The organism is Asaia sp. Ae19-3 (assembly GCF_059801175.1).
Genome location: NZ_JBCHWF010000001.1, coordinates 2,281,803 through 2,294,299, shown reverse-complemented (window position 1 = coordinate 2,294,299; position 12,497 = coordinate 2,281,803). Strand labels below are relative to the sequence as shown.

The window sequence follows — 12,497 nt, the reverse complement described above, 5'->3', positions numbered from 1 at the left end:
GCCTACTCGAAGCCGGGCTCATTCTCCTCATCGAGCACCTTGATGGCGGCACTGCGCAACAGATCCTGCAAAATGTTTCTGACAGTCTCGGCCTCGCGCAGCGGCACGGAAATTTCCAGCCCCGCGCCGGTTTCATCGAACAGGCAGCTCTCCTGCAGTGCGCTCCACTCGTTCAGACGTGCCTGGATGATCGGCAGAACCCCGAAGGACGCATGGAAACCGAGGCGCTGCATGGGCACGATCTCGATGGCGTCGCCCTGCTTGAGGCAGGAAGCGGCAGCCCCGCCATAGGCGCGCACAAGCCCTCCTGCACCCAGCTTGATGCCCCCGAACCAGCGCACGACAATAACGGCCACGCGGTCGAATTCCTGTGAATCGATGGCTTGCAGGATGGGCCGTCCCGCTGTTCCGCCCGGCTCGCCATCATCGAAACTGCGATAGCGTGCGCCAAGCCGCCACGCCCAGCAATTATGGGTGGCGTCGATTTCACGGACGCGTTCGAAAAAAGCGACGGCTTCTTCCTCATGGGCGATGGGCGCAGCATGAACGCGGAACAGGCTCTTCTTCACCACCGTATCCAGCTGCGTTTCGGCTACCAGGGTCCGGGTCATGAAGGGTCTTCCTGTCCTGTTTGTTTGACTTCAAGAAGCAGGGTCGCCGCGTTCTTGCAAGAAGTGTGTTCCGGTCTCGCAGGTTGTCCGGGATTTATCGCGTTGAGAGAAAATCCTCCACCTCCTGGTGCACCTTCACGGCATAGGACAGTTCCGGAAAGATCAGCTTTACGTAGCGCGCGTCCTGCATCCCTGGCTGCCAGGAGAGAACGACGGCACGAAGGTCGCTGGCTGCCCTGACTCCGGCCAGACCTGACGCCATCTGAAAAAGAACGAGGAGTAACGCAAAGCCTGTCGCTGTTTTCAGATCGGCTTGACCAACACAGCAAGGGCGCGAGCGGAGCCACACGAGCGCGCGCATGATCAGTCCTGCATGGAGCAGCACGACATAAAGCGCGTAGCGCGCCGGAGCGATAAGCTCGACGTTTTCATTGAGGCGGCCGAGGCTCGCCATGAGGGCGACCCCGAGACCGATCAGGATCAGCCCGGTTGAGACAAGCGAAGCACGTGTGGCTGTCTTCCTGCGCAGGCAGTCATTGACAAGCACGGCAAGAGCAACCAGCCCAAGGCAAAGGCCGAACACCATGGCAGGCAGGGCGAGGGCTGCAAGCCTCGAAAAAGGCAGGCCGAGAAAGATACCGGCATAGGCGATCATACGCTCAAGCGCGGCAATGCCGTGTGCGCCTGAATGCACTGCAGGCGCTGTTGAGTCGTGCCACAGATAGAGGCTCGTTTCGATAACTGCCAGAGACAGTATGACCGCGAGGATCGACTGTTTTGCTTTGGCCTGCCAGCCGAGCCAAAGCAGCACGGGCCAGATTCCAAGGCCTGTCATGTTGCTGAATGGCGAAAGAAGCGCACAGAGCATAGCCCCTGCGAAAAGAGGCGTGACGTTCTGCTGTGCGGTCACGGCACGTGCAAAGAGCACGATGGCGGCTACAGAGAAGACGAGGGAAATCGGATAGACGCAGTTGATCGGTACGCCGATATCAAGTGCCGAGGTGCTGCTCAGAATCAGCATCGGAACAAGGAGAGCCAGCAGCCTTTCCCTGTTCGAGGCGCCTTCTGACAGGATGCGCCAAAGCAATCCGGCTATGATAAGAACAGACAGAAGCGATGCAGCGATGAAGGCGATCTGATGGCCGCCGCCAATTTCGAGGTCGACCAGCGTGAGTGCCCGCTCAAAGGCGATGCGATGCTCGTTATGCGGCAGCAGGAAATGATGGAGCCAATTGGCTCCATCATTTACCCTCAGCGCCTCAAGCGCTTCATGCTGCCAGGTCAGCATGTCGAGATAGGGCGTTGTCATTGCCGTGCCCCAGACGACGAAGGCAAAAATAATGACATGCACGGCAAACAGGCTGACCAGCCAGACATCATAGGGTCTGTTCTGGCGATTATGCATGAACATTGAGAAGGGAGAGCGGCGCTGTCCGCCCGGATTTGAGGATGGCGCGGCCAGCATAGGGCATTCTCCCGGGATGAAGCGACAAGGGAGAAACCTCTCCCGCGTCATGTCAGGCAGTTAAAGAGCAGAAGTCGGGCGTAAAGCCGCCATAGTCAGAGCTTCTGCGCCAGTCGAATTCTCGGTCCATTCGTTTACACGAAGGATATATCTGCGCAAATGAGACTGGATGAAGGAATTGCTCGGGCAACTGCGGTAAAAACTGCCGGGCAGCAGTAATAGGGGCATTCTATGCTCCCGACTGCCCGGTATCAGACTGCTGGTTCAGTCTTCAACCGGCTGGAAAAGTTCGACCAGATCATTGAGATGCCCGATCTCCTTGAGCGCCAGACCTTCAGGGGGTTTGGCGCGCGCGGCGCCACTCGCGACACGGCGCGGCAGGATAGCTTGGGCGAAACCGAGCTTCTGTGCCTCCTTCAGGCGCAGATCGGTCTGGGATACCTGACGCACCTCGCCGGACAGACCAACCTCGCCGAAATAGGTAGCCCCTGACGAGGTCGGTACGCCGGTCGCTGCAGAGATCAGGGCCGCCGCCACCGCCATGTCGCAGGCAGGCTCGCTGATACGCAGGCCGCCTGCAATATTCAGATGGACATCCATCCCTGCCATCTTGAGACCGCAGCGGGCCTCCAGTACGGCGAGCAGCATATTCAGTCGTGCCGTTTCCCAGCCAACTACAGCCCGCCGTGCCGCGCCCTCTCCGGCCTTCGGGGAAACGAGCGCCTGGATTTCCAGCAGAACAGGGCGCGTGCCTTCCATGCCTGCGAAAACGGCAGAGCCTGCTATATTGCCGCGTCTTTCGGCCAGAAACAGGGCAGACGGATTGGGTACTTCGGTCAGCCCCGTATCGGTCATGGCGAAAACGCCAATTTCGTCTGTCGCCCCAAAACGGTTCTTCGCAGCACGAAGGATGCGGAATTGATGGCCGCGATCGCCTTCGAAATACATGACCGCATCGACCATATGTTCCAGGACGCGCGGACCCGCCAGAGCGCCCTCTTTCGTGACATGGCCGACAAGCACGAGTGAGAAGCCAACTGTTTTTGCAAGCCGTATCAGCTCGAAAGCACAGGCGCGCACCTGCGCTACTGAGCCCGGCGCACTTTCGATGGTTTCCAGCCACATGGTCTGGATGGAATCGATGACCACCACATTATGCTCGCGGTCCTGTTCCAGCGAGCTCGCGATTTCCGACACGTTGATGCTGGCTGCCAGATCGAGCGTCGGCGCTTCCAGTTTCAGGCGCCGCGCGCGCAGGCGTATCTGGTCTACGGCTTCTTCGCCCGACACGTACAGCACGCGCCGCCCTGCCCTGGCGAGGGCGCAGGTGGCTTGCAGCAGCAGCGTCGATTTGCCGATACCCGGATCGCCGCCCACCAGCACAACAGAGGCAGGTACCAGCCCTCCACCAAGCACACGGTCGAACTCGGCAATCGATGTTTCAATGCGCGGCGGCGGGGTGAGATCGCCGTCGAGATGCATGAGTGTCAGCTTGCCTGCGCGCTTTCGGCTCTCACGGTTCGTGGGTTCGACCGCCTCTTCGACAATGGTGTTCCATTCACCACACCCATCGCAACGCCCCGACCATTTGCTGGTGATCGTGCCGCAGGCCTGACAGACGAAACGGGCAGTGGGGCGTTTGGCCATTCTGGGGGGGCTTTCAGGCGAGAGGTTCAGTCTGAAAGATAGGGCAGGCGTGGAAACATAACAAGAACGAAGGGGGTGCTCTATTTCCGCAATTCCATCCCGATCGGCCCATCCTTGCGTCCATGGGTAAACTGATCGACCATGGCGTTGCCACTGTTCATCAGTTCCGAAGCGAGGCCCTTCCAGACCAGCTTGCCGTGGTAGAGCATGGCGGCCTGATCACCGATGCGCTGGGCAGAGGCCATGTCATGGGTGATGGCAATGGCGGTCGAGCCAAGACGCTTGACGCAATCGACGATCAGACCGTCGATCACAGCGCCCATGATGGGGTCGAGCCCCGTCGTAGGTTCATCGAAAAACAGGATGTTGGGTGTGCCTGCAATGGCGCGGGCGAGGCCGACACGTTTCTGCATGCCCCCTGACAGTTCTGAAGGCGCGAGTGCCCCGACCGTCGGGTCGAGACCCACCTGTTTGAGAATATCGCCCGCCTGTTCACGCGCCTGGGCTTTGGTCAGGCGATGCGCCTTGCCGCGTCCCTTGGCACGCAGACCGAACATGATGTTGTCTGCCACGCTCATGCTGTCGAACAGGGCCGCATTCTGGAACAGCATGCCGATCTGTTCGATCAGGGCGATACGTCGTGCAGGCGTCGCGGTCAGAACATTCTCGCCATCGATTTCGATCGTGCCGGAATCTGGCGTGATGAGCCCCAGAATGCAGCGCAGCAGCACCGATTTACCGCTGCCCGACCCGCCGATGACGACGAAAGACGTACCGGCCTCGACATCGAGATCGATGCCATCCAGCACCGTTTTTGAGCCGAAGGACTTGGTCAGGCCGCGAATGCGGATCTTGGGCAGGGCGCTCATGAGGCGAAGAACAGATCCGTCAGGAGGTAATCGAAAGCCAGAAGCAGGATCGAAGCTGCAACGACGGCGGCGGTAGTGGCAGAGCCTACGCCCTCTGCGCCACCCCGGCTAGTATAGCCGTGATAGCACCCCATCAGGCTGATGATGAAGCCGAAGACGGCAGCTTTCGAAAGGCCGACAATCACGTCGAGCGGCTTCAGCGCGTTGAACGTTGCGATGATGTAGTTCTGCGGGTCAAAACCGAGCTTGGAGACAGACACGGTAAATCCGCCCAGCACACCGAGAATATCGGCCACCAGTACCAGAAACGGCAGGGCCAGGGTGCCCGCAAGCAGGCGCGGCGTCACCAGATATTTCATCGGGTCGGTCGAGAGCGTACGCAGCGCGTCGATCTGGTCGGTCACGCGCATGGTGCCGATTTCAGCCGACATGGCGGCGCCCACGCGGCCCGCTACCATGAGACCGGCCAGCACGGGGCCAAGTTCGCGTACCACGGCCAGAACGACAATGCCGGCAATGGCGCTTTGTACGTGATACTGGGCAAATCCGGCATAGGATTGCAGGGCAATGACGCCACCCGAGAAAATGGCCGTCAGGGCGACCACAGGCAGCGAATAGAAGGCGATCTCTATCAGGCTGTTGAAAAACACCCCCCAGTAGAAAGGGGGGCGGAGCAGATGAGACAGGCCTGCCAGCGCGAAAAGTGCCAACGCGCCGGCCTTGCGCACGATGCCGAGAAAGGCACGCCCAATGGCTGCGACAGGATCGAGGATGAAATTCACGGTCAGCAGCCGCCAGCAAGGAGGATCATGATTCAAGCCCTAGCCTGACTGGGGCGTCACGTCAAAGCCCTTGCTGCGCCCTTTGGGCACAGGCATGGGCTGCTGCCTGCTCAGCCACTATTGCGATCCAGATCGCGGAACTGCGTGTGCAGATGGAAGTCGCGAGAGGCCACGCAGGTCTCGACTGCCCCGATACGCCGGTCGAGCTTCCGCAGCCGTTCGGTCAGGTCGAGAAGCTGCGGCAGCTGGGTTTGCGGCATGGGCGTGGTGACACGCGTCATGAGCGAGAGAAGAAACGGTTCCAGCCGTTTCGCGAGGGCCGGATTGGCGGCGTGCAGCAGGGGGATCAGTCTGGGAATGATCCGCCGACGCAGCAGCACGATCCCCAGCACAACCAGAACGATCACCCCTGAGGTCATGCTGCCACTATCGGTCGAGACACTGAAAGATGCCTCGGTCTTAGGGTGACTGTCAGTATGCGTGTGAATGGTCGTGGCGTGCATTGCGCTATCTGTGGTTTCCGGAGGGGTTGGCGGCTCGGGCGGTTCAGGAGGCTCTGGCGGTGTCGGCGGCACAGGAGGCGTTGCTTCGCTGGCAGCATGACGCAGCGCATCGAAATCGACGATCGTGCCATCGGCCTTGATCATGCGATGGGCATTGATGCGCGTTCCGTCAGGCAGCAGCATGTCATCAGACGTGATGCGCGTGCCGTTATTCGTGATGCTGCTGTTGGTAGACCCGGTGAACGTCTCGCTGTGACCGGATGAGTGCGCAATTTCTATCTCGCCACTCGCGCTCGAATGGGTGTGTTCTTTCTCCACCACCTGATGCACACGGATATCGCCTGACGCGCTGGTGCGTAATGTGGCAATGCGCGCCGCACCGTCGAAAATTGCATCGCCGGGGCCGGAAAGGGTGATGGCAAGCTGATCGACCGAGCCACCCCCTATCACGACATCGCCCGGACCGCTGGAGCCGATGATGATCGAGGGAGATTGTGCCTTTTCAATATGGATATCGCCCGGGCCTGAAATGGCGATGGTTGCCGGGCCGGTCAGGCTTCCCATGATGAGGTCGCCGGGGCCGCCGCCGCGATAGAGCAGGGCACTGGCCTTGTCGACATGGATCGTGCCGCGTCCCTGACGCAGCGAGAGCGGCCCTTCGACCCAGTCGATCTTCAGATCGTCGTAATTCATGGTGGTCGAGACGATCGCTGCCCCGGCTACAAGCTGAATGGTTGCGTTCTCGCCACAGGCACTGCCTGTGAGCCAGGCATCATGCGATCCGGCCTGAAAAGACAGCCCGGACGGCACATCACGCATATCGGCTTGCTCATGCAGCCCGGCAGCACCCTGGATATGGAGTGTGCCGATGCAGCTGGTTCCGACATGCAGCGTATAGGGCGCTGCGGTGAGGGCGGCCTCGGGTGAGCTGGGCGCTGCGGCCTGCGCCAGCGCTTTCTGGGCAGGGATAGTCGAGACCAGAATCAGAGAGAGAGCGCTCAGGTGAAGACGGTTCACGGCGTGTTTCCCTTTGTTCCTGCAGGCCTCGTATCGGGCGTCAGCATAATCGGTTCGTTTCTCACCCGCAGCGGCGAGAGAGGGTGTGAAATTCGCGATGCAGATGGAAATCACGCGAGGTCACGCAGTGCTCGACGTCACCCACCCGTCGTTCCAGACGTTTGAGCCGTTCAGTCAGATCTGCGATTGCAGGCTGCTCTGTCACGAAGGCAGGCTGGCGGTCTGAAGAGACGACCCGTGAGCCCATGATGCGGCGCATGAGCGGGACAATCCGTTTGCGCTGGGCGACGCAAAGCACCACGCCCAGCAGAAAGAGCCAGCCCGCAGAATGATGATGGTGCGGCGCCTGAGAGGTTTGCCCCGTATCTGCCGCCTCGTCATCTTCGGCTTCCGCCTTGTCGAAGGCGATGATCGTCCCGTCGGGTTTGACCAGATCATGGTCTGTCACCACCGTCCCGTCAGGAAGGGTCAGCAGAGGATGGGTGGCTGGGGGGCTTTTGGGCGGCGCCTTTTCGTGGCGGACAGTCACCGAAGCCGCGCCATGAGCCTCCTTCTGAACCTCACCCGTCACTGTATCAACGGTGATGGTGCCAAAGCCGGTGGCTTCCAGCGTGGCTTTTTGGGCAACGCCGTTGAAATTGAAATTGCCCGAGCCATGCAGATGGGCGTCGAGTGCGGCAATCCTGCCAGCAGACAGGGTGATGTTGCCAAAGCCGCCTGACCGTACCGCAACGCTGGGGGAATCGACCCGACCGATCATGATATCACCACTACCGTTCAGGGTAATGGAGGCAGGGCCATGCAGCCAGCCGAGCTTCAGCGCGCCGAAGCCGCCTCCGTCGAATGCAAGTGCCGTCACCTGATCGGCGGTGACCTCACTGCTGCCTCTGTGCGTGACAGAAAGAGGCCCATCGACGCGGGAAATGCGCAATGTGCCGAAACGACTCATCCTAGCGATGATGGCGGTGCCCACAGGAACACGCAGATGGGCAGGGCCTGTGCATTCCTGCCCACTGAGGGTGGCGGAATGGGTATCCGAGGTGAAGGACAGCCCCTCTGGCGCCTTGTCACCCTCTGGCAGCAGCGCCGCACCCTGCTCACCTGCTGCGCCTTCAACCGTGATGGCCGAGGCGCATGGCGCCTCGAGCGTCAGGGTAAAAGGCGCTGCATCCAGCGCCGCCTTGGGCGTATCCGGGCTGGCAAGAGCGAGTGTCGGTAGCGCGCCAATGACGAGCGTAAGGCTGAGGCTGAGCCGTATCACCTTGTCTGATCTCCCTTTGCCGCCGGTGTAGCGCTTGTGGCTGGTGCCTGCGCCGGAGTCGTGTTGACCGTCGATCCGTCAGGCTGGGTCCTGCCCTGAGCGGGGGTAGTCTGGCTGTTGACTGGCCCGCCTTGCGGAGCCTGTGTCCCGGTGGAGGGGATATCGGTGGGGGAAACCGCCCAGGGCTGCTCATCCGGAACGGCAGGGCTGTTCTGACCGGGCTGTGCGGTGGACGCGCCCGGTGTGGGCGTTGTCGGCGTGGCAGGCTGTGGCACAGGCTGTGTGGGTGGCGACGCCGTGGCGGGAGCCGAGACTGTCGCTCCATTGACGGGTCTCGGCGAGGCCGGTGTCGCGGGGGGAAGCGGCAGGTTCGCGCTGCCCGAAACAGCGGAGGAGGGCGTCGAAGCGGGGGGCGCAGAAGGGGAGACCGGCTTCGTCGGGGCGACTGGCGGCGAAGGGGGCTGTGTCTGGCTTGCCGGTACGCCGACACCCGAAACGGTCGGGGCAACCGGCGCAACCGGCGGGGTGATGACCGGGGCGGCCGGTGCCGCAGGTACAGGCGGCGCAGGCTGTGCGGCTATCGGGGCGGAGGGCTGCGTAACGGCTGCGGCGGCCACTGGGCCTACCTGCACGTTGCCGGTACGTGTCAGGGCGCCACTGACCGTCGGAATGGCGACAAGGCCCGTGCCATTGGCTGAGACCGTGGCGGTGTTGAGCGTGCCGCCCAGGCGGGCGCTGGCCCCGTTTTCGACCATGAGCGTCAGCACGTCGACACGGCCATCCGTCACGGTGAGATGGCTGGTTTCGGAAAGCTGGGCCGAAAACGCATCAAGCTCGGCATGATCGACCACAAGACCAGAGGCCCCTGTTTCGACAACCTGCGCCGCCCGATTGAGATGAGCGATATGCACCTGCTCGGTACCGCGCAGGCTGAGGTCGAGCGACTGGATCGTATCGGCGTCGAGCTGTCCGGCTTCGAGGCTGGCTTCAAGAGAGGCCAGCGTGCCGTTGATGACGAAATGCGTATCGTGGCTGTCGTGGATCAGAACGCCCACGCTGGGGGCGACAAGAATCGAGACCTTTGCAGTAGGGGCGCAGCTCTTGCTGGTGATGAGAACCTTGGAAGAGCCCTGTGTCTTGCCCGTGCGCATGGTGAGATGCGCGCCGCCTGTTGTCGAACTGTCGATCGAGACCCCGTCGCTCATGGCCGGGTCGACCGTAATCTCGAAGCGCCCCAGACAGGGTACGCTCAGATCGAGGTCTTCTGCATCCATGACGACCTGAGGCGCCGCGTGAAGCGGCGTGGTCATGGCAAGGCCGGAGAGAAGCAGAGCCGTCAGAGCGATACGCTGCATGGGCGGGGTCAACAGGCGGACAGATATCATGAGAAGCTCCGTGTCCTCCATCCCGGCACATCCTCATCAAGAATGCGCTCAAGCTGATCTACACGTTCCTCGAGTCTCCGGGCCTGGACATGCGCCATGTTGAGCGCTGCCAGGTCGGATTCCTGAAGCTTGCTGGCCGTGGCACGGGAGCGGGCACGAATGGTCACGATATACATGACCATGACGAAAGGCATGACGACCGCCGCAAGGGCGACCAGATCGCCCAGATCGATTGCTGAACCATGACTCATAACCGGCCACCCTTGCTCTTAACGCGTCTCATTGCTGTCTTTTACCCTTGGCGGTTTCTGATCTTGGCCCGCAGCGCCTCGAGTTCGTTCTCGACGGCCATATCCGTTTCAAGTCCTGCCAGCTCTTCCTGCAGGCTCGGCTTGCGCGTGCCACCGGGACCACGGCCGAGATCATAGGATTCAGCTTTCCCTTCGAGCGCGTCAAGCGCGCGTTCCACCTGTTCGAAACGGTTGAAGGCATTCTCGACACGGGTATCGTACAGGCGCTCACGCGTCTTGATGCGGTTGGTAGCGGCTTTGTGACGCAGGGAGAGGGATTTCTCGCGCGATTTCGCATCTGCCAGCTTGGCCTGCAGCTTGCCGATATCATCGTGCTGCTGGTCGAGGCTCTCATTGACCTGAGCGATCTGCTGCTCGAGCGATTTGCGTGATTGTTCGATGGTCGATTTTGCTGCGAGCGCGCCCTTGGCCAGATCTTCACGGTCGCGGGTCAGGGCGAGTTCGGCCTTGCGCAGCCATTCATCCTCTTCCTGCACCATGGCGCGGGCGCGGCGCTCGAGCCCCTTGCGTTCGGCAATCATGGTGACAGCCTGGCTGCGGACTTCGACCAGCGTGTCTTCCATTTCCTGGATGATGAGCCGGATCATCTTTTCCGGGTCTTCTGCGCTGGCCAGAATGGCGTTGAGATTGGAATTCACGATATCCGCGAGGCGGGAAAAGATACCCATTGTGATGCTCTTTCTTTGCTGAAACGATTTTAACAGGAAATGATCGCAGGAGAACACCAGCTTCTCTTGTCAGCGACGCGATACGGGGTGAAACATGTGGGCCCCGAGGCGTGAGATGCGAGACTGGCCATAAAATGGCACGATCCCCCAGAAACGATGAAAACCCGACACCGATCGGACAATCTCCCGCCTTTCTGGAGATGCTCGACCATATTTCGCGCCTGGCCCCCCTCGACCGTCCTGCCCTGATCATCGGAGAGCGCGGCACGGGCAAGGAGCTCGTTGCGGCCCGACTGGCGCTGCTCTCTCCGCGCTGGGACAGGCCGCTCATCAAGCTGAACTGTGCGGCTCTGCCGGACAGTCTTCTCGACAGCGAATTGTTCGGTCATGAGGCTGGTGCCTTTACCGGGGCCCAGCGTCGCAGGCTGTCGCGCTTCGAACAGGCCCATGGCGGTACGCTCTTTCTCGACGAGATCGCATCGGCTTCCATGGCGGTGCAGGAGAAGCTGCTCCGCGTGATCGAATATGGAAGTTTCGAACGCGTCGGTGGCAACGAGACCATCCATGTCGATGTGCGTCTGATCGGCGCGACCAATGCCGATCTGCCCGCTATGGCGCGAAAGGGCGATTTCCGCGCCGATCTGCTCGACCGTCTGGCTTTCGATGTCGTCATGCTGCCGCCCTTGCGCGCCCGTCAGGAAGATATCCTGATCCTGTCCGAGCATTTCGCCACCCGCATGACCGCCAGTCTGGGGCGCAAGGTTTTTGCCGGTTTCTCGGACCGGGCGCGCGATGCCCTCATGCGCTATGACTGGCCCGGCAATGTCCGTGAGCTGCGTAATGTCGTCGAGAGAAGCGTCTATCGCATGGACAGGCCGGAGAGGCCCCTCGACGATATCGTGTTCGATCCGTTCAGGAACGGCCCGGACTGGCTGCGGCCGCTTGCCACGCCAGAGCCTGAAAGCACTCCGCTGCCTGCGCGTGAAGCTCCAGCCCCGCAAGCCATGCCCGACACCCTGCCCGAGGGGCTTGGTTTTACCGAGGCCATCCGCGCCTATGAGCGCAATCTGCTCGAACACGCTTTGCGTCACGCCCGCTTCAACCAGAAGCAGGCCGCTACGGCGCTCGGCCTGACCTATTATCAGCTCAGGCATTTGCTCCGACAGCACGGCCTGGCCGATCGCAATGCGCGAAAGCCGGTCGGTCCGACGGATTGAAAGAGGGGCGAAGAACGTCATGGAGTTCTTCATGCAAATACCATGCCAAGTCCGTAGGGCGGTAGCGTTTATCGAGACGCGCCGGAATCAGGGGTGATATTTGCCACAAAATGGCGTATTTCTCCCTTTGATTTTCATTGCCTTGTACAAGATGGCAGTCTGGGTCGTATCTTTCTCTTCATGAAGCTTTTGGACCGTCGCCTTGCGCCGCTGAAAGACGTAGAGGAGAAAGTGCGGAAACGGGGTGTTCATACGGATGTCATGGCCGCGCTTGGCGAGAGCACTCGGGAACCAGTTTCTTTGCTGAGAGAGATTTGACAACTTGGTCAGCAATTTCTCCGGCAGCGTCTTCGTGGCTATCGAGAGGAATTCCCATGAGGGAGGTGTGCGGGATCGCGATAGCCAGCTCTCCTGCCCAGACATATCTGGCCTTGGAAACGTCATAGATGTAGGTGACGAGCTTTTCGTCTGCCAGCCCAGCTACATTGTAGAGTGACATCCGATTTTTGAGGATGAGAATCTTGTCGGCATCGACCTTTCTGACCGCCTCTTTCGTGGCTGGCATGTCGGGATCTGTTGCAGTCTCATCGTCACTGGCAAAGAACATTACCCCGCAGGTATTCATCCTTTTGTTGAGTGCTTTAAGGATATGCGCACCTTGCTTCAGGCGGATACCGTTGATCTGATCTATCAGCAGGATATGTCTCGCAGGGGAGATGCCATCGAGATCGGAGAGCTCTTGCACGGATTGTACGCTCGGT

12 protein-coding genes are annotated in these 12,497 nt (G+C 60.7%); 1 reads left to right on the top strand and 11 read right to left on the bottom strand.

What is annotated here, in order from left to right:
- Positions 1-2 precede the first annotated feature (2 nt).
- The 10 genes from AAID99_RS09975 to pspA all read right to left on the bottom strand — a co-directional run bounded on the left by AAID99_RS09975 (position 3) and on the right by pspA (position 10,519).
- On the bottom strand, positions 3-611 hold the full coding sequence (locus AAID99_RS09975) for an IMPACT family protein (protein WP_498493751.1): 609 nt from the start codon (positions 609-611) through the stop codon (positions 3-5).
- A 94-nt stretch (positions 612-705) separates the two neighbouring features.
- Positions 706-2,076, bottom strand: a complete 1,371-nt coding sequence (locus AAID99_RS09970; RefSeq protein WP_498493750.1) for a hypothetical protein — start codon at positions 2,074-2,076, stop codon at positions 706-708.
- Positions 2,077-2,340: 264 nt separating this feature from the next.
- Positions 2,341-3,723 (bottom strand): DNA repair protein RadA, encoded by a 1,383-nt coding sequence (radA, locus tag AAID99_RS09965; RefSeq protein ID WP_188425668.1) that lies wholly within the window; start codon positions 3,721-3,723, stop codon positions 2,341-2,343.
- 80 nt (positions 3,724-3,803) lie between these two features.
- Positions 3,804-4,592: an ABC transporter ATP-binding protein gene (locus tag AAID99_RS09960; protein ID WP_188425669.1), complete on the bottom strand. Its 789-nt coding sequence runs from the start codon at positions 4,590-4,592 to the stop codon at positions 3,804-3,806.
- Complete coding sequence (locus AAID99_RS09955; RefSeq protein WP_188425670.1) at positions 4,589-5,374, bottom strand: MlaE family ABC transporter permease; 786 nt, start codon at positions 5,372-5,374, stop codon at positions 4,589-4,591. The genes AAID99_RS09960 and AAID99_RS09955 overlap by 4 nt, the downstream gene beginning before the upstream one ends.
- A gap of 110 nt (positions 5,375-5,484) precedes the next feature.
- Entirely contained in the window at positions 5,485-6,894 is a 1,410-nt protein-coding gene (locus AAID99_RS09950) for a GIN domain-containing protein (protein ID WP_498493748.1), read from the bottom strand.
- Positions 6,895-6,955: 61 nt separating this feature from the next.
- A complete protein-coding gene (locus AAID99_RS09945; RefSeq protein WP_188425672.1) occupies positions 6,956-8,155 on the bottom strand; it encodes a GIN domain-containing protein in 1,200 nt (399 codons plus the stop codon).
- Positions 8,152-9,540, bottom strand: a complete 1,389-nt coding sequence (locus AAID99_RS09940; RefSeq protein WP_188425673.1) for a hypothetical protein — start codon at positions 9,538-9,540, stop codon at positions 8,152-8,154. Before AAID99_RS09940 ends, AAID99_RS09945 begins: the two co-directional genes overlap by 4 nt.
- Positions 9,537-9,791 carry an envelope stress response membrane protein PspB gene (gene pspB / locus AAID99_RS09935; RefSeq protein ID WP_188425674.1) on the bottom strand — a complete coding sequence of 85 codons (255 nt, stop codon included), beginning with the start codon at positions 9,789-9,791 and terminating at the stop codon, positions 9,537-9,539. Before pspB ends, AAID99_RS09940 begins: the two co-directional genes overlap by 4 nt.
- A 41-nt stretch (positions 9,792-9,832) precedes the next feature.
- On the bottom strand, positions 9,833-10,519 hold the full coding sequence (gene pspA / locus AAID99_RS09930; RefSeq protein WP_188425675.1) for a phage shock protein PspA: 687 nt from the start codon (positions 10,517-10,519) through the stop codon (positions 9,833-9,835).
- A gap of 134 nt (positions 10,520-10,653) precedes the next feature.
- Here pspA and pspF point away from each other — a divergent pair, with 134 nt between their 5' ends.
- A complete protein-coding gene (pspF, locus tag AAID99_RS09925; RefSeq protein WP_188425676.1) occupies positions 10,654-11,736 on the top strand; it encodes a phage shock protein operon transcriptional activator in 1,083 nt (360 codons plus the stop codon).
- A gap of 259 nt (positions 11,737-11,995) precedes the next feature.
- Here the strand turns inward: pspF and AAID99_RS09920 are convergent, their stop codons facing one another.
- Complete coding sequence (locus AAID99_RS09920; RefSeq protein WP_188425677.1) at positions 11,996-12,481, bottom strand: hypothetical protein; 486 nt, start codon at positions 12,479-12,481, stop codon at positions 11,996-11,998.
- Positions 12,482-12,497 lie beyond the last annotated feature (16 nt).

Excerpts from the sequence above, each read along its gene's own strand:
- AAID99_RS09975 (WP_498493751.1), bottom strand. The coding sequence starts at position 611 with ATGACCCGGACCCTGGTAGCCGAAACGCAGCTGGATACGGTGGTGAAG.
- AAID99_RS09970 (WP_498493750.1), bottom strand. The coding sequence starts at position 2,076 with ATGCTGGCCGCGCCATCCTCAAATCCGGGCGGACAGCGCCGCTCTCCC.
- radA (WP_188425668.1), bottom strand. The coding sequence starts at position 3,723 with ATGGCCAAACGCCCCACTGCCCGTTTCGTCTGTCAGGCCTGCGGCACG.
- AAID99_RS09960 (WP_188425669.1), bottom strand. The coding sequence starts at position 4,592 with ATGAGCGCCCTGCCCAAGATCCGCATTCGCGGCCTGACCAAGTCCTTC.
- AAID99_RS09940 (WP_188425673.1), bottom strand. The coding sequence starts at position 9,540 with ATGATATCTGTCCGCCTGTTGACCCCGCCCATGCAGCGTATCGCTCTG.
- pspB (WP_188425674.1), bottom strand. The coding sequence starts at position 9,791 with ATGAGTCATGGTTCAGCAATCGATCTGGGCGATCTGGTCGCCCTTGCG.
- pspA (WP_188425675.1), bottom strand. The coding sequence starts at position 10,519 with ATGGGTATCTTTTCCCGCCTCGCGGATATCGTGAATTCCAATCTCAAC.
- pspF (WP_188425676.1), top strand. The coding sequence starts at position 10,654 with ATGGCACGATCCCCCAGAAACGATGAAAACCCGACACCGATCGGACAA.